At 42.2% G+C, this 25,720-nt stretch carries 21 protein-coding genes; 17 read left to right on the forward strand and 4 right to left on the reverse strand.

What is annotated here, in order from left to right:
- The first annotated feature begins 139 nt into the window (after positions 1–139).
- Positions 140–1,120 (forward strand): hypothetical protein, encoded by a 981-nt coding sequence (locus AB1A65_RS13150; RefSeq protein ID WP_366589915.1) that lies wholly within the window; start codon positions 140–142, stop codon positions 1,118–1,120.
- A gap of 84 nt (positions 1,121–1,204) precedes the next feature.
- Here the strand turns inward: AB1A65_RS13150 and AB1A65_RS13155 are convergent, their stop codons facing one another.
- Together AB1A65_RS13155 and AB1A65_RS13160 are read right to left on the reverse strand one after the other, a co-directional pair.
- The gene (locus AB1A65_RS13155) at positions 1,205–2,380 is read right to left on the reverse strand and encodes a GlmU family protein (RefSeq protein ID WP_366589917.1); all 1,176 of its coding nucleotides are present in this window, start codon (positions 2,378–2,380) and stop codon (positions 1,205–1,207) included.
- An 82-nt stretch (positions 2,381–2,462) separates the two neighbouring features.
- The gene (locus AB1A65_RS13160) at positions 2,463–2,732 is read right to left on the reverse strand and encodes a type B 50S ribosomal protein L31 (RefSeq protein ID WP_366589920.1); all 270 of its coding nucleotides are present in this window, start codon (positions 2,730–2,732) and stop codon (positions 2,463–2,465) included.
- Positions 2,733–2,892: 160 nt separating this feature from the next.
- On the opposite strand from AB1A65_RS13160, the gene AB1A65_RS13165 reads away from it, so the two are divergent.
- The 7 genes from AB1A65_RS13165 (at position 2,893) to AB1A65_RS13195 (ending at position 10,022) form a co-directional block, all read left to right on the forward strand.
- Positions 2,893–3,414 (forward strand): DUF4199 domain-containing protein, encoded by a 522-nt coding sequence (locus AB1A65_RS13165; protein WP_366589923.1) that lies wholly within the window; start codon positions 2,893–2,895, stop codon positions 3,412–3,414.
- 42 nt (positions 3,415–3,456) lie between these two features.
- A complete protein-coding gene (locus tag AB1A65_RS13170; protein WP_366589926.1) occupies positions 3,457–4,404 on the forward strand; it encodes a glycosyltransferase family 2 protein in 948 nt (315 codons plus the stop codon).
- A 57-nt stretch (positions 4,405–4,461) separates the two neighbouring features.
- A complete protein-coding gene (locus tag AB1A65_RS13175; protein WP_366589928.1) occupies positions 4,462–6,168 on the forward strand; it encodes a phospho-sugar mutase in 1,707 nt (568 codons plus the stop codon).
- Positions 6,169–6,172: 4 nt separating this feature from the next.
- Positions 6,173–7,999, forward strand: a complete 1,827-nt coding sequence (locus AB1A65_RS13180) for an ABC transporter ATP-binding protein (protein WP_366589932.1) — start codon at positions 6,173–6,175, stop codon at positions 7,997–7,999.
- A gap of 495 nt (positions 8,000–8,494) precedes the next feature.
- Entirely contained in the window at positions 8,495–9,037 is a 543-nt protein-coding gene (locus AB1A65_RS13185) for an RNA polymerase sigma factor (RefSeq protein ID WP_366590211.1), read from the forward strand.
- 33 nt (positions 9,038–9,070) lie between these two features.
- Positions 9,071–9,598, forward strand: coding sequence for a hypothetical protein (locus tag AB1A65_RS13190; protein WP_366589935.1), 528 nt, complete (start codon positions 9,071–9,073; stop codon positions 9,596–9,598).
- A complete protein-coding gene (locus AB1A65_RS13195; protein WP_366589937.1) occupies positions 9,591–10,022 on the forward strand; it encodes a hypothetical protein in 432 nt (143 codons plus the stop codon). Before AB1A65_RS13190 ends, AB1A65_RS13195 begins: the two co-directional genes overlap by 8 nt.
- 26 nt (positions 10,023–10,048) lie before the next feature.
- On the opposite strand, the gene AB1A65_RS13200 is transcribed toward AB1A65_RS13195, so the two are convergent.
- Complete coding sequence (locus AB1A65_RS13200; RefSeq protein WP_366589939.1) at positions 10,049–11,080, reverse strand: oxidoreductase; 1,032 nt, start codon at positions 11,078–11,080, stop codon at positions 10,049–10,051.
- Positions 11,081–11,139: 59 nt separating this feature from the next.
- Between AB1A65_RS13200 and AB1A65_RS13205 the strand changes: the two genes are divergently transcribed.
- Positions 11,140–12,351, forward strand: coding sequence for a methyltransferase domain-containing protein (locus AB1A65_RS13205; protein WP_366589942.1), 1,212 nt, complete (start codon positions 11,140–11,142; stop codon positions 12,349–12,351).
- Positions 12,352–12,555: 204 nt separating this feature from the next.
- Here the strand turns inward: AB1A65_RS13205 and AB1A65_RS13210 are convergent, their stop codons facing one another.
- Positions 12,556–14,148 (reverse strand): amidohydrolase, encoded by a 1,593-nt coding sequence (locus tag AB1A65_RS13210; protein WP_366589944.1) that lies wholly within the window; start codon positions 14,146–14,148, stop codon positions 12,556–12,558.
- A gap of 539 nt (positions 14,149–14,687) precedes the next feature.
- Here AB1A65_RS13210 and purL point away from each other — a divergent pair.
- From purL to AB1A65_RS13250, 8 genes are all read left to right on the forward strand, one after another.
- Complete coding sequence (purL, locus tag AB1A65_RS13215; RefSeq protein ID WP_366589946.1) at positions 14,688–18,368, forward strand: phosphoribosylformylglycinamidine synthase; 3,681 nt, start codon at positions 14,688–14,690, stop codon at positions 18,366–18,368.
- The gene (locus AB1A65_RS13220; RefSeq protein WP_366589948.1) at positions 18,358–18,813 is read left to right on the forward strand and encodes a GNAT family N-acetyltransferase; all 456 of its coding nucleotides are present in this window, start codon (positions 18,358–18,360) and stop codon (positions 18,811–18,813) included. Before purL ends, AB1A65_RS13220 begins: the two co-directional genes overlap by 11 nt.
- 91 nt (positions 18,814–18,904) lie before the next feature.
- Positions 18,905–20,674, forward strand: a complete 1,770-nt coding sequence (locus AB1A65_RS13225; protein ID WP_366589950.1) for a long-chain fatty acid--CoA ligase — start codon at positions 18,905–18,907, stop codon at positions 20,672–20,674.
- A gap of 134 nt (positions 20,675–20,808) precedes the next feature.
- A complete protein-coding gene (locus AB1A65_RS13230; protein WP_366589953.1) occupies positions 20,809–21,255 on the forward strand; it encodes a MarR family transcriptional regulator in 447 nt (148 codons plus the stop codon).
- Positions 21,256–21,268: 13 nt separating this feature from the next.
- A complete protein-coding gene (locus AB1A65_RS13235; protein ID WP_366589956.1) occupies positions 21,269–23,674 on the forward strand; it encodes a 3-hydroxyacyl-CoA dehydrogenase/enoyl-CoA hydratase family protein in 2,406 nt (801 codons plus the stop codon).
- Positions 23,675–23,715: 41 nt separating this feature from the next.
- On the forward strand, positions 23,716–24,069 hold the full coding sequence (locus AB1A65_RS13240; protein WP_366589959.1) for a four helix bundle protein: 354 nt from the start codon (positions 23,716–23,718) through the stop codon (positions 24,067–24,069).
- Between the two features lie 39 nt (positions 24,070–24,108).
- On the forward strand, positions 24,109–25,299 hold the full coding sequence (locus AB1A65_RS13245) for an acetyl-CoA C-acyltransferase (RefSeq protein ID WP_366589962.1): 1,191 nt from the start codon (positions 24,109–24,111) through the stop codon (positions 25,297–25,299).
- A gap of 37 nt (positions 25,300–25,336) precedes the next feature.
- Positions 25,337–25,690: a four helix bundle protein gene (locus tag AB1A65_RS13250; protein ID WP_366589964.1), complete on the forward strand. Its 354-nt coding sequence runs from the start codon at positions 25,337–25,339 to the stop codon at positions 25,688–25,690.
- Positions 25,691–25,720 lie beyond the last annotated feature (30 nt).

Consider the following 25,720-nt stretch of genomic DNA (forward strand, 5'->3'; position numbering starts at 1 on the left):
TTGATAAATCTGTTGATGATTACAGGAAACCGTAGGCTTTTGTAGGTGTTTTTCTGTTAACTTAGTTTAGTTGTTTAAATTATCCATCCAATGGAAGTTTGATAAATAATTTAAATTATGATTACTCAAAAATAACATCGTGGAATATATATATAGCCCAGAAGAGTTTGAAAATATCTCAGGTAATGACATCCAACAAAAGGCTCAAGAAATCAAACAAAGGTTTGATTTCCGCAGATCTTATTTCCATACTTTAAGAAACAGTATTTCGGACATTGAGGAATGGACTACTTTAAATGAGAGATTGATTTTATTTGATAAAGATAAGTTTAACCCTTGGAGCAAGCAATGGAATAGTATTTTAAGATCAAGCAATATTAATACATTAAAAAACTATTTTGAGAGTGCACTTTCCTTCTTTCAGGAATTAGAAGAGGAAGTAGGTTCAATTAAACCACAGTATTTAAATTCGGATGAAGTAGAAAGTTTAAAAGAAGATGTCTTGAATCGAATTGATGAAGATATGATTTCTCTTAAAAACGATGTCCTTGAGCAAATCAATACTGGAATTGCAAATGTTCTTGACTTAAAATCAGAATTGGGTTTACAAAAAAACTTCGCGGATAATTTAAAAGTAGTTAGAAGAGTTTCAAATGTTACGAAATTTTGTTTTTTAATAGCATTTATTTTTTCCTTGATTGGTATTGCATGTTTTTTAGTTTTCAGTTATAAACTTGATTATATTCAAAACCTTGAATTCTATGAAAAGATTCTAGTAAGACTCGGTGCTGTTTCTTCTTTAGCAATCTTGTCCTATTTCCTTTTCCAACAATTTAAGCTTCATCAAATTCTACACTTAAAATATACCCATTTGGATAATTTTTTAGGTGGTGGTGCAACATATATAAATCAACTAGTAAGCCAAGATGGAGATTTGAAAAAAATTACCAATAAACGACTTACTGAAATGTTTATGGAAATAGATGATACAATTGGTAATGCAAAACAAGTTAACCATCCAACGGATAAATATGCTGAATCGCTTAAACAAACTTTGGATAGTGTCCTTGGCAAAGTAAATGACCTAGCCAAAACAGTGAAAGAGATTAAGAACCCATAAACTAAAACCAAAAATACTTTACGAGAATTTTACTTTGTTTAGGGGAAATATGAGTTTGGACTATTCCTCTCTTTCACTCCTACCCTAATACTTCCGCCACTTTTGGGTCAGTTCAAAAACATGCTCCAAAATCTGTGCTTCGGTATCGTTAAACTCCACATTTCGGCGTTTCATCATAGCGGTTGCTACCTCAATGGCTTTGTTGGTCCGAAACTCCGTAAAACCAGAGGCGCCGCCCCAACTAAAACTGGGGACAAAGTTTCGGGGGTACCCACTACCAAAAATATTGGCACTCACCCCTACCACGGTTCCGGTGTTGAACATGGTATTGATGCCACATTTGCTGTGGTCGCCCATCATCAATCCACAAAATTGAAGTCCGGTTCTGGCAAAACCTTCGGTTTGGTAGCTCCATAAACGAACGGGAGCGTAATTGTTCTTCATGTTCGAGGTGTTCGTATCCGCACCCATATTGCACCACTCGCCCAACACAGAATTGCCCAAAAAACCTTCATGGCCCTTGTTGGAGTACGCAAACAACACCGAATTATTGACTTCGCCCCCTAATTTACATCCGGGTCCGGCAGTGGTAGGTCCATAGATTTTGGCTCCCATCTTTACAATGGCCCCTTCACAGAGGGCAAAACTACCACGGATAATACAGCCTTCCATAATTTCAGCATTCTTGCCAATATAAATGGGCCCCGTAGATGCATTTAAGATACTGAACTCCACTTTGGCGCCTTCTTCCAAAAAAATGTTTTCTGGATGCAACACTTGATTGGTGTTGGAAATAGGCTGACTCTTCCGCCCGGCGGTCAGGATGTTATAATCCGATTGGAGTGCATCCCCGTTTTTGGAAAAAATATCCCAGGTATTTTTAATCGTCAACCCTTTGGGTTGATGTTGAACCGTTTTAAAATTGGTCGAATCAAAGGGTGTTTCCACATCACCGCTCACATAGGCAATATATTCTTCCCCATGCATCAAGGCCTCTCCCATTCTTAGCTTTTGAATGGCCTTCACCAAATCGGCGTCAGGAAGGTAACTCGCATTGATGACTACATTTTCAGCAGCGGAATTCAACGGGAATTTTGCAGCCAAATAGTCTTCTGTCTTCACACTTACCGAGGCGTTCAACCATTTTTCCCATTTTTCCCGAATGGTCAGGATGCCTACCCGTATTTCAGCCACAGGCCTAGTGAATGTGAATGGAAAAAGGGATTCTCTGCTTGTTCCGTCGGATAGAATGTAGTTCATGGCTCAGTGTTGATGGTATAAAAATAAAAAACGCCCCTGAAAACCATCAGGAGCGTCCATATATTTCGTTAAAAAGATGGTCCTACTCGGCCTTCTTCTCTTCTTTGCTGAATTTCTTGTACTTGTTCTTGAACTTATCAATCCTACCAGCGGTATCCACCAATTTGGTTTTACCGGTGTAGTAAGGGTGCGAAGTTCTTGAAATCTCCAACTTTACCAAAGGATACTCCTCACCATCAACGGTGATGGTTTCTTTTGCCTCTGCAGTGGATTTGGTAATGAACACATCGTCATTGGACATGTCTTTGAAAGCCACTAATCTATAATTCTCTGGGTGTACACCTTTTTTCATCGTCTTTACTACTTAATCTCAGATTTTTCGAGGTGCAAATTTAAGGATTTCTTTGATTCTTCCAACTGAAAAAAGAAAAAAAGAAAAAAACTACCTTTAACTGTAACAAAATCTCCCCTTGGTTCACTAACAAACCATAATCAACACTAAAAATAACGAAATGGAAGAACAACAACCAAAAGCCACTAAATTTATGTTGAACTATGGCCTAATATTGGGTCTGGTATCAATAGTTTTCAACGTAATGCTCTATACGCAAAAGATGCATTATGAAATGAGCACGCCTGTAATCGTTATATCCATCTTATTGACAGCGGCTGCTATTTTCCTGGGCACGAATGCGTATAAAAAAGCTAATGGAGGGTTTCTAAAAATATCGGAAGCACTGAAAATTGCTGTTGGAATTGCCTTGGTGTCCACAATTATTTCCTTGATTTATCAATACCTGCTCATCAATTTCATTGAACCCGATTTTATGGACAAGGCCTTTGAAATTGCCAAACCAAAGGCATTTGAACAAAATCCTTCAATGACAGAGGAACAATGGGAACAAGGAGTGGCCATGCAAAAAAGTATGGGTTGGCTCCGGTATCCCATAGGATTAATATTTGGTTGTGTCATTGGATTGGTTCTGGGTCTTATTAGCGGACTTATATTAAAAAAATCCAAGCCGGAATTCTAAACCAAAAAATGCTACTTTTGAAGGGAATTCGAGAAACTAACAATGCAAATCTCCATTGTAATTCCTTTACTCAACGAGCAAGAGTCGCTTAACGAACTACATGATTGGATTGTACGTGTAATGCAATCCAATCATTTTTTATATGAAATCATTTTTATAGATGATGGCAGTTCTGATGGCTCTTGGGAGACCATCCAAGGACTTTCAGAAAAAAATGGACACGTTAAAGGCATCCGGTTTTTAAAAAACTACGGCAAGTCACAAGCCCTACATGCCGGCTTTAAAGCAGCCCAGGGCGATGTGGTAATTACCATGGACGCCGACCTTCAGGACAACCCTGAAGAGATTCCGGAGCTCTACCGAATGATCAAGGAAGATGGAGACCATGTGGTTTCCGGCTGGAAAAAGAAGCGGTATGATTCCGTTATCACCAAAAATATCCCCTCTAAGCTTTTTAATTGGGCGGCCCGAAAAACTTCAGGTGTAAAATTGCATGACTTTAATTGCGGACTCAAAGCTTTTGATTCCAGAGTTGTGAAAAATATTGAGGTTCATGGTGAAATGCACAGGTATATCCCCGTTTTGGCCAAAAACGCAGGTTTTAACAACATCAGTGAAAAAGTGGTACAGCACCAAGCCCGAAAGTATGGCACAACCAAATTTGGGGCAGAGCGCTTTATCAACGGTTTTTTAGATTTGATAACCATCTGGTTTGTTTCCAAGTTTGGTCGACGGCCCATGCACCTTTTTGGAGCCTTGGGCGTACTCATGTTTATCGTAGGTTTCGGATTTGCACTGTATTTGGGCATAGACAAGCTGTTCTTGCATCCCACCGGACGTCTCATTACCCAACGCCCTCAGTTCTTCATTTCCTTAACGGCCATGATCATAGGGACTCAACTTTTTTTAGCAGGTTTTATCGGAGAGATTATGGTTCGGTCCAGAAAAAATGATGTCCGCTATTCCATTTCAGACAAAATAAATGTTTAGCACCCCTAAAACTGATATTCTTTGTATTTTAGACCATACTAAACAAGCACATTCTATATGGATTCCATCACTTCTACAGCGCAATCTTGGTTAACCGATTTTTTTGATGAAAAAACCAAAAAGGAGATTAAAAATCTGATAGAAAACGATACCGAGGAACTCAAGGAGCGTTTCTACAAAGATTTGGAATTCGGTACCGGGGGTATGCGCGGCATTATGGGTGTTGGCACCAATAGAATCAACAAGTATACCTTGGGCAAGAACACCCAAGGGCTCAGCAATTACCTTAAGAAATCATACACGGACACTGACTTAAAAGTGGTCATCGCCTACGACTGCCGACACAATTCGGATACCTTGGCCAGAACCGTGGCAGAAGTTTTCTCTGCTAATGGCATTAGGGTACACCTGTTTTCTGAACTCAGAACAACCCCAGAACTTTCATTCGCAGTGCGGTATTTAGGATGTCATGCCGGTATTGTTTTGACCGCTTCCCACAATCCGCCAGAATACAATGGCTACAAAGTATATTGGGCCGATGGCGGACAGATTGTGCCCCCACAAGACGGAGAAATCATTGCTGAGATTGATGCACTATCTTTCGAGGACATTAAATTTAATGCTGATGAAAGCCTCATTCACCTTATTAATGAAGAGGTTGACGAAGCTTTTTTTGAAGCTTCGGTAAAAAATGGAAGTTTTAATGCCAAGGGAAAGGATGACTTCAAGATTGTTTTCACCTCGCTTCACGGCACATCCATAACAGCTATTCCTGAAGTATTGAAACGTGCCGGGTACAGCAATGTTACCATTATAGAAGAGCAGGCAGAGCCCGATGGAGGGTTTCCGACGGTAAAATCACCCAATCCCGAAGAACCCGAAGCTTTGGCCATGGCCATAGAAAAAGCAGAAGAAATTGGGGCCGACATGGTAGTGGGAACCGACCCTGATAGTGACCGGCTGGGTATAGCAGTTCGAAACCTGGAAGGCAAAATGGAACTCCTAAACGGTAACCAGACCATGGTGCTGATGACCAAATTCCTTTTGGACCAATACAAGGAAAAAGGCTTTAAGGGCAACGAGTTTATCGCCACAACCATTGTCTCCACGCCCATGATGGAACAAATGGCCAAAACGTATGGTGTAGAATTTAAAACTGCATTGACTGGCTTTAAATGGATTGGAAAAATGATAAAAGACTTTCCCAATTCCAAGTTTATTGGGGGTGGCGAGGAAAGTTTTGGCTATATGGTAGGCGACTTCGTCCGCGACAAAGATGCCGTTACCTCTACCCTACTGGCCTGCGAGATTGCTTCCAATGCCAAAGCAAATGGCAGTTCCTTTTATAAAGATTTGATTGATTGCTACGTCCAGTTTGGTTTTTATAAAGAAAAACTCATTTCCCTTACTAAAAAAGGAATGAGCGGTGCTGAGGAAATCAAGCAAATGCTCATCGACTTCAAGGAAAATCCGGTGGAATCCGTACAAGGTTCAAAATTATTGTGGATTGAGGATTACAACACCTCTATTGCCAAAAATGTACAAACTGGAGAAGAACGCACAATTCACCTCCCTAAGTCCAACGTATTGATTTATGAAACTGAGGATGGCACCCGAATCGCAGCCAGACCTAGTGGTACCGAGCCCAAAGTGAAGTTCTACATTAGCACCAATGCAAAATTAGATAAGGCTGAGGAGTATAAATCCGTAAATTCGCAGTTGGATACCAAACTAGACGGCATCCTTTCTGAACTGAATTTGTAGGTGAATGAACTACTTTAAAAAAATTCTCCGTTTTGCGGGACCTTACCGCAAATACGGTTATTTGAATATTTTCTTCAATATTCTCTATGCGCTTTTTAGTGCCCTGTCCTTTGCTGCGTTGATTCCGATGCTGGATGTGTTGTTTAAACCAGAGCAGAAGGTCTACATAAAGCCTGTTTATGAAGGTTTTTCCAAATCAAAGGATTACTTGCAGGACTATATCAACTATCGGGTAACCGCATATTCCGGGGATGATGACATGAAAGGGTTGGTGCTGGTCATCAGTTTGGTATTGGCACTCTTCCTTTTAAAAAATGTATTCAACTATCTGGCGATGTATTTCATCACTTTTTTGAGAAACGGAGTGTTGAAAGACATCCGAAACACCATGTACAAAAAGATAGTAGACCTCCCTATCTCCTATTTTTCGGAAAAGCGAAAAGGCGATGTCATTGCACGAATCACCTCCGATGTATTGGAAATACAACATTCCTTCCTATCCATTTTGGAATTGATTGTACGAGAACCACTGACCATCTTATTTACCATTTTAGTGATGTTCGGAATCAGTGCCAAACTGACCCTCTTCGTTTTTATTTTCATTCCCATAGCCGGAATGTTGATTTCCAGAATCGGGAAATCCCTAAAACGAAAATCGGACCGGGTGCAAAAGGAACAGGGAGAATTTTTGTCCATTGTGGAAGAAACCTTGGGCGGACTCCGGGTCATCAAAGCCTTTAATTCAGAATCCAAGTTTTACAACACTTTTAAAACTTCAACCACACGATTCTTCAGGTTTTCCAATTCGTTATTGAACAGGCAAAATTTGGCCTCGCCTACGGGTGAGTTCTTGGGGATTTTGGTGATTGGCGTACTGCTGTGGTTCGGTGGAAAAATGGTACTGGTAGACAAGACTTTGGATGCCTCCTCATTTATTGCCTATATGGGGTTGGCCTATAATATCTTGACTCCGGCAAAGGCCATCAGCAAAGCGTCTTACGGTGTCAAAAAAGGAAATGCCGCTGCCGAACGGGTTTTGGAGATTTTGGAATCTGAAAATCCAATCAAGGATGTGGAAGGTGCAACCGAAAAGACCGATTTCACTTCAAGCATTGAGCTTAAAAATATTTCCTTTAAATATGAAGATGATTACGTGCTAAAAAATATCAACCTAAAGGTTGATAAAGGCCAAACTGTGGCTCTGGTTGGTCAGTCTGGAAGTGGAAAAAGTACCGTGGCCAACTTGGCTACCCGTTTTTACGATGTCAACGAAGGTGAACTGCTGCTAGATGGCACGAACATTAAGAATATTACCAAAAAGTCACTACGCGGACTGATGGGACTGGTAACACAGGATTCTATTTTGTTCAACGACACGGTGAAGAACAATATCGCCATGGGTAAGGAAAATGCCACCACTGAAGAAATCATAGCGGCTGCCAAAGTGGCCAATGCCCACGACTTTATCATGGACCTGCCCCATGGATACGATACTAATATTGGTGACAGCGGAAACAAATTGAGTGGCGGACAGAAGCAACGCCTGTCCATTGCCCGTGCCGTGCTCAAAAATCCACCCATCATGATTTTGGACGAGGCCACCTCTGCCCTCGATACCGAAAGTGAACGTCTGGTGCAAGACGCTTTGGAAAAAATGATGAAAAACCGGACCTCAATCGTCATTGCACATAGATTGTCTACTATTCAAAATGCAGATTCCATCGTGGTACTGAGCAAAGGGAAAATTGTGGAGCAAGGCACCCATGAGGAACTCATGAAATCCAAAAAAGGCTACAAAAAGCTGGTGGAAATGCAGTCGTTTACGGCGTAATCCTATTAAAAAAATCTTCACTAAACTTATCTTGAGCGCTGTCGAAAAGAATCAGAATAATAAAAGTAGTGTCATGCCGAACTTGTTTCGGCATCCCATCCTCAAGCAAAGGGGCGTTCTATCTCTGAGTGAGAGCATTCGAGAAAATTGGTGAAATTTGTGTCAAATCAATTGATTCTTCGCGAAGTTTATCTTGAGTACTGTCGAAAAGGCTCAGAATAATAAAAGCAACATCATGCCGAACTTGTTTCGGCATCCCATCCTCAAGCAGAGGGATGTTCTATCTCTGAGTGAGAGCATTCGAGAGAATTGGTGAAATTTGTGTCAAATCAATTGATTCTTCGCGAAGTTTATCTTGAGTACTGTCGAAAAGGCTCAGAATGACAATTCAATGGTTCATTGTTGACTCTTCACTGGTTATTGTATATTAAAAATTGTCCATTGCTTTAAACCTTTTACCTTTAGAACAGTCAAAGCACCAAATTGCATTACCAATTGATTGCGGAAGAAACCCTAATCAACGAGCTTAAACAAAAGGAAAGCCAAGCAAAGGCCTTTGAGGTGTTGGTCAACACTTACAAAGAGCGGTTGTATTGGCATATCCGAAGGATTGTTTTGGACCACGATGATGCGGATGATGTGCTTCAGAACACCTTTATAAAAGTGTACAAAAACATAGATAACTTTAAAGGGGAGAGCAAATTGTATTCTTGGATGTATCGGATTGCCACCAACGAGTCGCTGACTTTTTTAAAGCAAAAATCCCGAAAAATGGGAATCAGCGACGAGGAACTCAAAAACCGAATGGTTGAAAATCTGCAATCTGATGTTTATTTTGAAGGCGATGAAATCCAATTGAAATTACAGAAAGCTTTAGCCACCCTTCCTGACAAACAAAAATTGGTCTTTACCATGAAGTATTTTCAGGAAATGAAGTATGAGGAAATTTCGGAAGCATTGGAAACCTCGGTAGGCGCATTAAAAACTTCCTATCATTTGGCATCAAAGAAAATTGAGGCGTATCTTAAAGAAGATTAAACCTTTGGCCTAATTTGAAGTCTATAGGTAACAATGAAAAAGGACAAAAAAAATAGTTTCAATACCCCGGAGGGCTACTTCGAAAGCTTCCATGACCGACTCATGGACAAAATCAACAAAGAAGAAGGTCAACCGGAGTCCATCATTCCAAAATCGGATGGTTTCACTGTACCTGAAAGGTATTTTGATGAAGTGACCCCTAAAGTCCTTTCCAAAACCGTGGAGGATAACGGGAAAGTCATCCAACTTAAATCCTACCGTAAATTCTATTATGCCGCCGCCGCAGTTGCAGCTCTATTCCTATTGGTTTTTGGACTCAATTGGAAATCAAACGCCCCGATAGGTTTTGATGATTTGGCCAATACTGAGATTGATGCTTATTTTGAAAGCACTGAAATTGATATAAGCACGTACGAGTTGGCCGAATTGGTGCCCTTGGAGAGTTTGGAACTGAACGATGTTTTGGAAAATGATATTGAAGCGGAGAATATCTTGGAATATTTAGATGAAACCGTTGAAGATATTGAAGATTTAAACTTAGATTACAGCAATTATGAATAAAAGAGTACTTATACTACTTGTTTTTCTAATGGGAATGTCCTTCTTACACGCCCAAGGTCCTGTTAGAGATCGTATAAAGACCCTAAAAGTTGCCTTTATTACCGAACGCGTTGGTTTAACCAGTCAAGAAGCCCAACAATTTTGGCCGATTTATAACGAACATGAAGATGCTATGGAGAACATCAGAAGAAAAGAGGTGCAAGCAAGACTTTCTGCAGCTCAAGGCCTTTCCGATAGCGAGTCTGCCGCTCTTTTAGACAACTTTATTGCGCTTGAAACTGAAAAACACAACGCCGACCAACTCTTTATCTCCAAAGTAAGAGAAGTGATTTCACCCAAAAAGGTGCTGTTGTTGCTGAAAGCAGAAGATGACTTCAAAAAACGTCTCTTACAACAGTATAGAAGGAAACAGGGAGGAGGGTAAAACCCTTGACCATTTGCACTTTTTCACTATTTAAAAACCAATTTCGCAATTCGATTGCTTCCCGCCGCGTAGGCTACTGAATCATTTAAAAATCGAAGGGTGAAAAACGGCTCATCACTGAAACTTTTCCAGTTTTCCCCTCCATCCCCTGAGTATGAAATTCCCGTAAAACCCAAAGCTACCAAACCTTTTCCTTCTGAATTGGGAACAAACTGCACGCAACTTTTGTAATTGGGTTCCCGCCCATCCGCTATCAAGTTCCATGTTTTTCCACCATCATGGGTAATAATTTTGTTGGCCTTGTTGGATTCGGGTTGGGTGTAGTCCCCGCCAATAGCAAATCCGGTGTCTTCATCATAAAAAGCCATGGAGTAAATACCCTGAGTCTCCGATTCGTGAACAATGGACGTTTGCTGTACGGTCCATGTTGCCCCTTTATCCATGGAATGATAGACGCGTCCTGCTGTAGTTCCAATCCAAGCTTGGTTTCCTACCAAGGCAATATTGCTGTTGCTTGCTGCAAAAGCTCCTTCCCCCTCCATACCTTCAGACAAGTCCGTGCATGGGATTTTGGCCCATGTGTTTCCGCCATCCCTGGTAATAATGATGGACAGGCATCCATCAACCGTGTCACCTACAGCAATACCTTCGGTATCATTCCAAAAAGCCATGCAATCGTAGAACACTCCTGCACCTTCCTCCTTGTATACCAACTCCATTTTACCTTGGTCCCCTGTTTTATAAAGCAACGCCGGACTATCTATGGAAAGCATAAAGAAGTCGTTGGAGGTATTTCCTACCGCCCTAAAAGCAGGTGTAATGGAGTCATAGTGTTGAACATTGGCCCTAACTTTATGAGATACAACATCCACCGTGCCATAAATTCCTTTACTACCAGCGAAGGCCAAGGTTCTACCATCCAAAAACGTAATGGCCCTGATACTGACCGAGTCTTCATAAACTGGAGTTATAGATACGGTTTGGAAGGGCTGATAGCGTTGCTGTTCGGCACAAGAAAACAAAACTAAACCCAACAAAAGGAAAATGAAGAATCGCATTGCATATATTTTCCGTAAAAGTAAGGAGAAATGATACCTTTGCAACCTTATTTTATACCATGCGTTTACATCGAAATCTTGTTTTTGCCGTTATTGATGCCCTGAATATGATTTTCAATGAAGGGGAATATGCCGATAAGGTAATTGAGAAGGTTTTGCGCTACGACAAACGTTGGGGCGCTCGGGATAGAGCGTTTATTGCTGAAACCACATACGACATTGTACGTTGGAAACGACTTTACACCGAAATTGCCGAAGCAAATGAGCCCTACACCCGCCCGCATTTGTTCCGATTATTCTCGGTGTGGTGTGTGTTAAAGGGGATTAGAATCCCAGATTGGAAGCAATTGGAAGGTACCCCAGAGCGTCGTCTAAAGGGTCGGTTTGATGAACTTTCCAAAATCAGAAAGTATAAAGAGTCCATACCTGATTGGATGGATGAATTGGGTGAAAAAGCGTTGGGCAATGCACTTTGGACCAAGGAAATTGCCGCCTTAAACCAACAGGCCGATGTTATCCTCCGTGTCAACACCTTAAAAACACAGAAAGAACAATTACAATCCTTTTTGGCCAAAGATGATATTGAAACCGAAGCCTTGGAGGGATATCCAAATGCCTTACGATTAAAGGAACGAAAGAACGTCTTTACCACACAGGCCTTTAAAGATGGACTGTTTGAAGTACAAGATGCTTCTTCCCAATTGGTCGCCCCATTCTTGGAAGTGAAACCAGGACAACGCGTCATTGATGCCTGTGCCGGCGCCGGGGGGAAAACCTTGCATTTGGCCTCTGAAATGGAAAACAAAGGGCAATTGATTGCTTTGGATATTTATGAGAGTAAGTTGAAAAAACTCAAGATCAGAGCTAGACGAAATGGGGTCCACAATTTTGAGACCAGAGCCATTGATTCTACCAAAGTCATAAAAAAATTGCACAACAGTGCTGATAGGCTTTTGCTTGATGCTCCTTGTTCCGGTCTAGGTGTGCTAAAAAGAAATCCCGACTCTAAATGGAAATTGGAGCCCGAATTTATAGACCGAATTATGGGTGTACAGCAAGATATTCTTCAGAATTACAGCAAAATGCTCAAAAAAAGTGGACAAATGGTGTATGCCACTTGCTCCATTCTACCTCAAGAAAACACAGAGCAGGTCAATAAATTCTTGGCATCCGAAGCGGGACAGGATTTTGAGTTCATCAAGGAGAAAAACGTCTATGCCTCAGAAAGTGGTTTTGATGGCTTTTATATGGCTTTACTAAAGAAAAAATAGCTCCTTCCTCTTTTATTTTTACATTTTTAAAAAATGAAGATTTCCAAGAAATAGTGACCAGTCAAGCGGAAATGCGTTTCGCGAAGCGAAAAAGAGCGTGAAGCGATAGACTGGAACGGTTTTGTCGTGCTGACAAAAATTTCCTAGAAATCTTCTTTATTTTTTGGTTCGTTTTGTATCAAGACAAAATGAACAAGAATAAAATTACTCCTTCACCGTAGGGTATTCAACCCCCAACTGCTCCAAATAGGTGTCATATTTAGTCTCATCATAATAGAATTTCTCCAACCTATCACGAAACTCACCTTGCTTATCCTTGTTTAAATAGATAGGTGGCATATCATCCGCAGCTATCATAGGCTGATACTTGGTTTCTTTGCTCTGCTCATTGTTGAAATAGTCCCAAGCGCCCTTTAGCAACTCAGGTTTCAACAAAAAATCCATTAGGGTCATGGCCTCTGCTTTTGCACCTGCTGTTACTCCTTTGTGGGCAATGGGTGTGGCCATGGCAATGGCATTGCTCCAGTGGTGCCCCTGTAATCCGGGAATGTTAGAGGGAAAACGCATTGTGACCGTTGGGATTTTCCAAGAAATATCCCCAATATCATCAGAACCACCACTAATAGGTTCCAACACGGGAAGACCAATTTCATCCAATTCGGTGGGAAGACCTTCAATTTCATCAGAACCCACCTCGGTCTGGACCGCTTTTGCCAAGGTTTGGTCGGCTTCTGACCACGTAGGCAAACCTACTTGCTTTATATTTTCATACATCGTTTCAGCTATGACTTTATTGTAGTGTCTAGGCCAAGCTGTTCCCAAGACCCTTGAGGTCATGGTAGTTCCGGTCATCAAAGCTGCTCCTTTGGCAATGTCATTGGCCTCGGCATACATCTCCATGATACCTTCATATTTTATATCCCTAAAATAGAACCAAATAGCTGCTTTGGAAGGAACCACATTGGGTTGGTCTCCGGCATCGGTAAAAATGGAATGAGATCGTTTTAGAGGATGTAAATGTTCACGTTTGTAGTTCCACCCAATGTTCATCAATTCAGCAGCATCCAAAGCGCTTCTTCCGCGCCACGGGGCACCCGCGGAGTGGGCCGCCTCCCCTTCAAACAAGTATTCGACAGAAATGAGTCCAGTTCCTCGTGTGGGACCCCAAGAAACACCAAAATTGTTCCCAACATGGGTAAAGATGCACATATCAATATCATCAAAAAGACCATCACGCACGTACCATGCTTTGGCAGCGACCAATTCCTCTGCAATCCCGGGCCAAAGAATCAAGGTACCACCAATATTTTCACGCTCCATGATTTCTTTTACCGCCAAGGCTGATGTAATGTTCAATGGAATACCGGAATTGTGTCCCTCGCCATGACCGGGCGCTCCTTCCACCATAGGTTTGTGATAGGCCACCCCGGGATATTGTGAAGCCTTGGGAATACAATCCACATCAGAGCCAAGCGCAATCGTGGGGCCCTCCCCATTGCTCCATGTAGCAAACCAAGCCGTGGGAATTCCAGAAATGGAGTGCTCTATTGAAAATCCATTACTCTCCAAGATACCCGTAAGATATTTTGAGCTTTCCTCCTCTTGAAAACCAAGTTCAGCAAAGCTAAAAATCTTGTCCACCATCACTTGGGACTGCTTTTTATGATCTTCCACAATCTGGGCTACCTCGGTCTTTAGTTTTTCAATTTGTTTTTTTGAGTACTTTTTTTGGGCGGTTGTTGCTGCGATACAGCAAAAAAGAAGCACCCCGGTCAATAGGGTGTTGACAGTTTTCATACGGTTGGATTTTGAATTAGCGTTAATCCTTCTAAGATAGGAAAAGAGTTCAAGAACAACCAACTCAACACACAGAAGTCTTTTGGTTTTTTACTACTCTACAAAATATCACACAAATAAATGATGTTTCCAGTCTTTCAATCATTCCAGATTTGAAATTTATCAAACCCCGAGTCAAGTTACTGCTGGTAAGCTCAAATTATATTCCGAAGTATATTTTTTATTGCATGTCTCAATAGATTGATCCAATCCCGTTCATCCCAATTGATGGCTAAAATCAATATGGCAGATAGCAGTGCTGCAAAAATTACCAAACGCTTTGTGACTTTTTTTCTTCCAGTTTCCATGGTTAGAGCAAATTAATGCTTTAAAGTAAGCGGAATATGCCTCTTTCTAATTGATGAATTTATGGATGAGGGCCCTGAATTTATAAATCAACTATTAACAAGGATAGTTCAAAACTCAAAACAAGCTATGCCGAAAATCCAACCCAAAATCGTAAATTTGCACTTTCTTAAACCGTTCAACGCTCAGATTGTATGATCCATTTTTTTGGGGACAAGGCTACCAAGGTTTTTGCCGTCCAGACCATTCAGGAAATCAGTAAGGAGGATAATGAAAAGTTAACATGGTTGTTCGGCAACCAACCCAAGATTGAAGCGGCGTCACTCGACGCCTTTTTTGTTGGGCCACGTGCCGCCATGGTCACCCCATGGAGTACGAACGCCACTGAGATTACCCAGAACATGGGCGTTACTGGAATTATCCGGATTGAGGAGTTCCATGCCGTTACCGAGGACTTTACGGACTACGACCCCATGCTCTCCCAAAAATACAAGGGACTGGGTCAGGATATTTACACCATCAACATTGTGCCTGAACCCATTTTGGAGATTGAGGATATAGCCGCCTACAACCAAAAGGAAGGTTTGGCTTTGAGTGATGAAGAAGTGGCCTACCTCGAAGGACTCGCTCAAAAATTAGGACGTAAGTTGACGGATTCCGAAGTGTTTGGTTTCAGTCAGGTAAATTCGGAGCACTGCCGACATAAAATTTTCAACGGAACTTTCGTGATTGATGGGAAAGAGATGCCCTCTTCCCTATTCAAATTGATCAAAAAGACTTCCGAAGCCCATCCCAATGCTATTGTTTCGGCCTACAAAGACAACGTAGCCTTCATAAAAGGGCCGAAGGCGATTCAGTTTGCGCCAAAAAGTGCAGATAAACCTGATTTTTACGAAGAAAAAGAGTTCGATTCCGTTTTATCACTAAAGGCCGAAACCCACAACTTCCCAACTACTGTGGAGCCATTCAATGGGGCAGCAACCGGTTCAGGTGGCGAGATTCGTGATCGCTTGGCGGGTGGAAAAGGGTCATTGCCTTTGGCAGGAACTGCAGTGTATATGACTTCGTATTCTCGTTTGGAAGCCAATCGCCCATGGGAAAAAGGAATGAAAGAAAGAGATTGGTTGTACCAAACCCCAATGGACATTTTAATCAAAGCCTCCAATGGTGCTTCCGATTTTGGAAATAAATTTGGACAACCACTCATTGCAGGTTCTGTGCTAACGTTTGAACATCAAGAAGAAGTCAGAAAATTAGGCTTCGATAAGGTGATTATGATGGCTGGGGGTATTGGATATGGAAAGTCGAACCAAGCTTTAAAGGACACTCCAAAAAAAGGAGACAGAATAGTCGTTCTAGGTGGTGACAATTACCGCATTGGAATGGGTGGTGCAGCAGTTTCCAGTGCCGATACGGGTGAATTTAGTTCTGCTATCGAACTTAATGCTGTACAACGTTCCAACCCAGAAATGCAAAAACGAGCCTCGAACGCTGTTCGTGGATTATTGGAAAGTCATGATAACCCCATTGTCTCCATCCATGACCATGGCGCTGGCGGACATCTCAACTGTCTATCAGAATTGGTGGAAGAAACGGGAGGAAATATCGATACTGACAAATTGCCTATCGGCGACCCTACCCTTTCCAAAAAGGAATTGATAGGCAACGAATCCCAAGAACGAATGGGCTTGGTCATCGGTGAAAAAGACTTGGATTTACTGAATCGCGTAGCCGCTCGTGAGCGCTCCCCCATGTACAACGTGGGCGAAGTAACGGGTGACCATCGTTTCACTTTTGAGTCGCAAAAATCTGGTGAAAAACCAATGGATTTGGAACTTTCGGATATGTTCGGAAGCTCACCCAAAACCATTATGGATGACAAATCCACACAACAAACCTATCCGCCCCTCTCCTACTCTTTGGAACATTTCCATGAGTATTTGGAGCAAGTGTTGCAATTGGAAGCCGTAGCTTGCAAAGATTGGCTCACCAACAAAGTAGACCGTTGTGTGGGTGGCCATGTGGCCAAACAACAATGTGCGGGACCATTGCAATTACCGTTGAACAACTGCGGAGTTATGGCTTTGGATTTTAAAGGTAAGGAAGGAATTGCCACCACCATAGGGCATTCGCCTGTTTCCGCTTTGATAGACCCCGTAGCTGGAAGCAGAAACAGTGTAACGGAATCCTTGACCAATATGGTTTGGGCTCCTTTAAAAGATGGATTGAAATCCGTATCCCTATCCGCAAACTGGATGTGGCCCTGCCGCAATGAAGGTGAGGATGCCCGATTGTACAAAGCAGTGGAATCCTTATCTGATTTTGTCATTGAATTGGGGATAAACGTACCCACAGGAAAGGATTCTCTTTCCATGAAACAAAAATACAAGGATGCCGAAGTGTTGTCTCCAGGGACTGTAATTGTTTCCGCTGCGGCACATTGCGATGACATCACTAAGGTGGTAGAACCTGTGCTCCAAAAGGATGGAGGCGACATTTACTACATCAACATCTCTAAGGACAGTCACAAATTGGGTGGTTCTTCCTTTGCACAAATATTGAATGGCATCGGAGATGAAACACCTTCGGTTTTGGAGGCTGATTATGTAAAAACCGTTTTCAATACCCTGCAAGGATTGATTAAAAATGACCAAATCTTGGCAGGTCATGATGTGGCCTCAGGTGGATTGATTACCACGCTTTTGGAACTCTGCTTTGCAGACAATAATCTTGGCGCAAAACTAGATTTGAACTCCATTGGAGAATCGGACAGCATAAAACTATTATTTTCAGAAAATGCTGGACTTGTTTTTCAGGCCAAAGATGCTTCCGTTGAAAATGTATTGAATGATGCTGGAATTACATTCCATAAAATAGGCAGTGTCACTTCGGAAAGCACTTTGAGTATCAAAAATAATGGGGTTGAGATAGGACTTAACATAACATCACTACGGGATACTTGGTTCAAAACCTCCTTTTTGTTGGACAGCAAACAAACTTCCAATGGACTCGCCCAAGACCGTTTTGAAAATTACAAGAATCAGCCATTAAACTATGTTTTTCCAAAAGGTTTTGACGGGATATTGTCACCTCGAGCGCAGTCGAGAGGCAATGACAGACCAAAAGCCGCAATTCTTCGCGAAAAAGGAAGCAACTCCGAACGAGAAATGGCCAATGCCATGTATTTGGCCGGATTTGATGTGAAAGATGTACACATGACCGACCTTATCACGGGCCGGGAAACCTTGAAGGATATCCAATTCATTGGTGCTGTGGGTGGATTCTCAAATTCTGATGTTTTGGGAAGTGCCAAAGGTTGGGCCGGAGCTTTTAAGTACAATGAAAAAGCCAATAAAGCCCTAAAAGACTTTTTTGCCCGTCCCGATACGCTGTCTGTCGGAATCTGTAACGGTTGTCAATTGTTTATGGAATTGGATTTGATCAATCCAGAGCATGAAACCCATGGCAGAATGACCTACAATAAGTCGCACAAGCATGAAAGCGGGTTTACTTCGGTGAAAATTCAGGAAAACAATTCTGTTATGCTCTCCAATATGGCAGGTACTACGCTCGGTGTCTGGATTAGTCATGGTGAAGGTAAGTTCAGTCTACCTCATGCCGAAAACGAGTACGATATTGTGGCCAAATACGGCTATGAAGGCTATCCTGCCAATCCCAATGGCAGTGATTACAACACCGCTATGCTTTGTGACAAAACAGGACGCCACCTAGTGACCATGCCACATATTGAACGGTCTACATTTCCATGGAACTGGGCGCACTATCCAAAGGATAGAACCGATGTAGTGTCGCCATGGCTGCAAGCTTTTGTAAATGCTAGGGAATGGATTGAAAACGTAAACCGTGAAGATTAGGGTTGCAAAAAAAGAAGATGTTCCTGCCATAGTGCAAATGCTAGCCAATGACACATTGGGCAAGCTTCGGGAAAATTACGAAAATCCTCTCCCCAACACCTATTATAAAGCCTTTGAAAACATCCTCAATGATCCCAATCAAGAATTGGTGGTCATTGAAAACGAAGAAAGCCAAGTCATTGGAACGCTTCAATTGAGCTTCATTCAATATCTTACCTATCAAGGTGGAATCCGGGCGCAAATAGAGGCGGTTCGGATCCACGAGGATTATCGGGGAAAGGGCGTTGGAAAAGAATTGTTCCAATGGGCTATCTCAAAATCCAAAGAAAAAGGAGCCCATGTGGTACAATTGACCACTGACAAAAAGCGACCCGAAGCCTTGGCATTCTATAAATCCTTGGGATTTACTAATTCTCACGAAGGCATGAAATTGCATTTTATGTAATATCAGCAGGAATTTATACCAGTTTTTGAATACCTCGTTTTAAAATACCGTTTCCTTTCCCTATTTTGCAATTACCTAATAGAAACTTACTATGCAAACAGTTACCCGATTGTTCGATTTTCCATACTACCAAATGGAAAAACTCCCCCTCGAAAAGGCATTGGTCACCAAAAAAGACGGCCAATGGGTAGCAACCTCAACAAAAGAATACCTAGATAAGGCCAATGCCGTGAGCCGAGGCCTTCTCCGGATGGGTGTACAACCCAATGATAAAATTGCGGTCATCTCCATGACCAACCGCACGGAATGGAACATTGTGGATATTGGAATCCTGCAATTGGGCGCACAGAATGTCCCCATTTATCCCACCATCTCCGAGGACGATTATGAATATATCTTAAATCACTCTGAAGCCAAATATTGCTTTGTTTCCTGTGAAGAGGTGATGGAAAAAGTGCTGTCCATTAGTTCCAATCTTAAAAAATTAAACGAAGTCTACTCCTTTGATGAGCTTGGAAATTGCAAGAATTGGACAGAGGTTATGGAATTGGGAGCTGATGATTCCAATCAAGACGAAGTTGAAAAATTGAAAGAAGCGGTTAAGCCGATGGATTTGGCCACACTGATCTATACTTCGGGAACTACGGGAAAACCCAAGGGTGTAATGCTCTCCCATAATAATATTGTATCTAACGTCATTGCCAGCGAAGTACGAGTACCCTTTGAAGCAGGAGGAACCGCGCTCAGCTTTTTGCCCGTTTGCCACATTTTTGAGCGAATGATCCTGTATCTCTATCAATATTGTGGGATTGAAATCCATTTTGCGGAAGGATTGGATAAAATCAGTGATAATGTCAAGGAAGTAAAACCTGATGTCATGACGGTGGTACCGCGATTGTTGGAAAAAGTATATGATGCCATCATTGCGAAAGGAACCCTTCTAAATGGTATTAAAAAGAAACTCTTCTTTTGGGCCGTTGAACTCGGACTCAAGTTTGAGCCTTATGATGCCAATGGTTGGTGGTACAAATTTCAACTGGGCATAGCCCGAAAATTAATTTTCAGCAAGTGGCAGGCCGGACTTGGTGGAAATCTTGCATGCATGGTGTCGGGCAGTGCCGCCCTTCAACCCCGATTGGCCCGTGTGTTTGCCGCAGCCGGTATGCCCGTCATGGAAGGCTATGGTCTTACGGAGACCTCTCCTGTCATTTCTGTGAATGACCAACGCAACAGAGGGTGGAAAATAGGTACCGTAGGCAAGATCATTGATGATGTGGAAGTGAAAATTGCGGAAGATGGTGAAATTCTTTGCAAAGGTCCCAACGTAATGATGGGCTATTACAAAGACCCTGAAAGAACGGCAGAAGTCATGACAGGCGACTATTTTCACACTGGCGACATTGGCGAAGTGGATGCTGATGGTTTCCTAAAAATCACCGACCGTAAAAAAGAGATGTTCAAAACCTCGGGGGGTAAATATGTGGCCCCCCAATTGTTGGAAAACCGATTTAAGCAATCCCGTTTTATAGAACAGATCATGGTGGTGGGCGAAGGCGAAAAAATGCCCGCTGCTTTAATTCAACCCAATTTTGATTTTGTTCGGGAATGGGCCAAAAGACATAACATAACCGTTGGAGATAATTCGGATATGGTTAAAAATGAAAAGGTCATCGCCCGCTTTCAAGAAGAGGTAGACCTTTCCAATGAAGACTTTGCCAAATGGGAAAAAGTAAAGCAGTTTCGGTTGACTCCAGATGTTTGGAGCGTGGAGGAAGGCCATCTTACCCCTACTATGAAACTAAAGCGTAAAATTGTAAAGGAAAAATATATGGCCCTTTATAATGAGATTTATGGGTATTGATTCTTTGACCATCAAACTAAAATAGCAAACCCACCACCCCAATCCTGGTGAAATAATTTTCATAGATATTTTGACATTAATTTATTATGCATGCATAATAAATTTTCATATATTTGAGGACACCAAACTGTTCTATGAAAGATTTGACCATTGACTATGCCTTAAGAGCCACCTGGCAAGCCGTCAGCAAAATGTATAATGAAGAGGCCAAGAATTATGGAATTACCATGGCCATCGGCTTTACGCTCTTGAGCATTGACCCCAAAGAGGGAACTCCAAGCACCGCTCTGGGTCCTAAAATGGGGATGGAATCCACAAGCTTATCCAGGATCTTAAAAAATATTGAGGAAAGAGGATACATTCAACGAAAACCTAATCCAAATGATGGAAGGGGCGTACTGATTCACCTTACTGCATTGGGGCTGGAAAAGCGTAAAGAATCCAAAGATGTGGTGCTCCGTTTCAATGAAGTGGTCAAGCAACATGTTTCCGAAGAAAATTTAGACGGATTCTTCAAGACCGTGGATATCATCAACAAATTGATTTCAGACAAAAAAGTGTATATAAAAACAACGAATTAAAACAAACACATCAATGAAAAGGCATATCAACAAAGTTGCCGTTATCGGTTCTGGTATTATGGGAAGTGGCATAGCCTGCCATTTTGCCAATATCGGCGTCGAGGTTTTATTGCTGGATATTGTTCCGCGGGAACTCAACGAAAAGGAAAAGGCCAAAGGTCTCACTTTAGAAGACAAAGTTGTTCGCAACCGTTTGGTGAACGACGCCTTGTCCGCAGCATTAAAGTCAAAACCCTCCCCTATTTACCATCAAAAATTTGCGAGCCGCATCACCACTGGAAATTTGGAGGATGACATTGCCAAAGTTTCCAAGGTGGACTGGATCATTGAGGTGGTTGTGGAGCGTTTGGACATTAAAAAACAAGTTTTTGAAAATCTCGAAAAACATAGAACTCCTGGCACGCTCATCACTTCCAATACTTCAGGTATTCCCATTAAGTTCATGAATGAAGGCCGGAGTCAGGATTTTAAGGAACACTTCTGCGGAACCCACTTCTTTAACCCGCCCCGGTACCTAAAACTTTTTGAAATCATTCCAGGCCCTGAAACTTCCCCTGAAGTTTTGGAATTCTTGAATAGCTATGGCGAACAATATCTGGGAAAAACCGCGGTGGTGGCGAAAGATACACCGGCCTTTATTGGTAACCGCATCGGTATTTTCAGTATTCAGAGTTTGTTTCATGCGGTCAAAGAAATGGGCATGACGGTGGAAGAAGTTGACAAGCTTACCGGACCTGTAATCGGCAGACCAAAATCGGCCACCTTCCGTACGGTTGATGTGGTTGGACTGGACACATTGGTGCACGTAGCCAACGGTATCAGCGAAAACTGCAAGGATGATGAACGTCATGAACTGTTTCAACTCCCAGATTTCATCAATACCATGATGGAAAACAAATGGTTGGGAAGTAAAACCGGACAAGGCTTTTATAAAAAGGTAAAAGGAGACGATGGCAAGAGCGAAATCCTTACGCTGGATTTAGACTCGATGGACTATCGGCCTAAAAAGAGCGCAAAATTTGCCACATTGGAGCTTACCAAAACCATTGATAAGGTAATTGATAGGTTTCCCGTTTTGGTAGATGGCAAGGATAAAGCCGGGGAATTCTATCGGAAAAGTTTCGGGGCGTTGTTTGCCTACGTTACACATCGAATTCCTGAAATCACCGATGAGCTTTATAAGATTGATGATGCCATGAAAGCTGGCTTTGGCTGGGAACACGGTCCATTCCAAATTTGGGATGCTGTGGGACTGAACAAAGGTTTGGAATTCATCAAAGCTGAAGGTTTGGAAGCCGCTCCTTGGGTTGCGGAAATGAAGGCAGCCGGCATTGATTCCTTTTATTCGGTAAAAGATGGTGCCACCTACTTTTATGATATTCCAAAAAAGGCTATGGAAAAAGTTCCGGGTCAGGATGCCTTTATCATTTTGGACAACATCAGAAAGTCCAATGAAGTGTTCAAAAACAGTGGGGTGGTCATCGAGGATTTGGGTGACGGCATTTTGAACTGCGAATTCCAATCCAAAATGAACACCATCGGCGGAGATGTCTTGGCTGGACTGAACAAAGCGGTCGACCTAGCGGAAAAAGATTTCCAAGGATTGGTGGTCGGAAACCAAGCTGCCAATTTCTCTGTCGGCGCTAATATCGGAATGATTTTCATGATGGCCGTAGAACAGGAATATGATGAATTGAACATGGCCATCAAATATTTTCAGGATACCATGATGCGGATGCGGTATTCTTCCATACCCGTTATTTCAGCACCGCACGGTATGTGTTTGGGTGGGGGTTGTGAACTTTCCATGCATGCCGACAAGGTAGTGGCTGCTGCGGAAACCTACATAGGATTAGTGGAGTTCGGCGTCGGGGTGATTCCTGGTGGCGGTGGCTCCAAGGAAATGACGCTTCGTGCCTCGGACACATTCAGAAAAAACGATGTAGAGCTTAATGTTCTACAAGAATACTTCCTGACTATTGGAATGGCCAAAGTATCCACGTCAGCTTATGAGGCCTTTGATTTGGGCATTCTTCAAAAAGGAAAAGATGTAGTGGTCGTGAACAAAGACCGGCAAATTGCTACGGCCAAGGCCCATGCCCAGTTACTAGCGGAAGCAGGATACACTAAACCCATACCACGAAAAGACGTGAAAGTTTTGGGTAAACAAGCGCTTGGAATGTTCTTGGTAGGAACCGATTCCATGGAAGCCGGACATTACATATCGGAACACGACAAGAAAATTGCTGACAAACTGGCCTACGTGATGGCCGGTGGGGATTTATCTGAAGCCAACTATGTAAGTGAACAATACTTGTTGGATTTAGAACGGGAAGCGTTCCTTTCATTATGTACGGAACGAAAGACTTTGGAGCGCATCCAGCATATGTTGAAAACAGGGAAACCGCTTCGCAACTAGTTGCGAAGAGACATAAGATATGAGATTCAAGATAGTAGACAATGCATAATTTTCAAGAATTATTGGTTTGGCAAAAGGCAATGACAATTGCCGAAAAGGTCTATTTACTTTCAACCTCTTTTCCAAAGGATGAAAAGTTTGGTCTGAAAAGTCAACTTAGGAGGAGTGCCATTTCTGTGCCTTCCAATATTGCTGAGGGAGCTGGAAGAAATACAAATAATGAATTCAAGCATTTTCTGGGCATAGCCAGCGGTTCATCCAACGAAATGTATACCCAATTAGAATTGTGCCACAGATTAAAACTGGTACCCAAGGAAAAAATAGCTCTAATCTTAAACGATTTGATTGAAGTTCAAAAAATCAACTATTCATTAATTCAAAAGTTTTCCAAGTGAGTCTAATATCTAACGTCTCACTTCTAACATCTAAATAACATGAAAACAGCATATATCGTAAAAGCATATAGAACGGCAGTGGGTAAGGCACCACGGGGTTTGTTTCGATTCAAGAGACCAGATGAACTGGCTGCGGAGACCATCGAACACATGATGAAGGAATTACCCCAGCTCGACAAAAAACGTATCGATGATGTAATTGTGGGCAACGCCATGCCAGAAGCTGAGCAAGGGTTGAACATGGCCCGGCTCATTTCCCTAATGGGATTGGATATTGAGGATGTCCCTGGGGTGACAGTTAACCGATATTGTGCTTCGGGATTGGAAACCATCGGTATCGCCACTGCAAAAATCCAGTCTGGAATGGCCGATTGCATCATTGCCGGAGGTGCGGAGAGCATGAGTTACATCCCTATGGGGGGCTACAAGCCTACCCCAGATTACGCCACCGCCAAAGAAGGGCATGAAGATTATTATTGGGGTATGGGGCTTACGGCCGAAGCGGTAGCAAAACAGTTCAAAGTCTCCCGCGAAGATCAAGATGTGTTTGCCTACAACTCTCACATGAAAGCCTTGAAGGCTCAAGAGGAGAACCGCTTTCAGGACCAAATTGTTCCTATTGAAGTGCAGCACACTTTTGTGAACGAAGCAGGAAAAAAGGAAACCAAAAACTACACCGTCAACAAGGATGAAGGACCACGAAAGGACACCAACATCCCAACACTGAACAAATTGAGACCTGTCTTTGCTGAGGGGGGCAGTGTTACGGCAGGTAACTCGTCACAAATGAGCGATGGAGCCGCTTTTGTCATGGTCATGAGCGAGGAAATGGTAAAAGAATTGAATCTGGAGCCCATTGCCCGTTTGGTAAATTATGCTGCAGCTGGTGTTGAGCCCCGAATTATGGGAATTGGACCTGTAAAGGCGATTCCAAAAGCGTTGAAGCAAGCCGGATTGAACCAAAATGATGTGGAACTTATCGAATTGAATGAAGCCTTTGCTTCGCAATCCTTGGCTGTTATCCGAGAATTGGGCTTGAATCCAGAAATCATCAATGTAAATGGTGGAGCCATCGCTTTGGGTCATCCATTGGGTTGTACGGGAGCAAAATTGTCAGTTCAACTCTTTGATGAGATGCGCAAACGCGGCATGAAAGGAAAGTATGGAATGGTGACCATGTGCGTTGGTACAGGACAAGGTGCCGCGGGGATTTATGAGTTTCTATCTTAAGAAGTCAGAAAAGAGATTAGAGAGAAGAGATGTACCAATGAAAAGACACAACTATAAAAGATTGAAAATATGGTTGCTAGGATTAGAGATTGCAAATGAGATTTCTGATTTGCTCATTAAGTTTCCGAAGCATGAACGATATGACCTAAGCTCCCAAATAAGCAGATGTTCAATTTCAATGCCAAGCAATATAGCCGAAGGGTCTTCCAGAACGGATAAATCTTTTAAGCATTTCATAGACATTGCATTGGGGTCATCCTTTGAACTTGGAACTCAACTCTTAATTGCTAAACACCGAAATTACATTAACCCAGAAAGTTTAAATACCCTTGAAGATAAAATAGAAGAATGGCAAAAGATGACCATGGGATTTCAAAATGGATTGAAATAAGTCTTTTCTCTATTTTCTATCTTCTTAAAT

The organism is Allomuricauda sp. ANG21, assembly GCF_040705235.1.
GTDB lineage: Bacteria > Bacteroidota > Bacteroidia > Flavobacteriales > Flavobacteriaceae > Flagellimonas > Flagellimonas marina.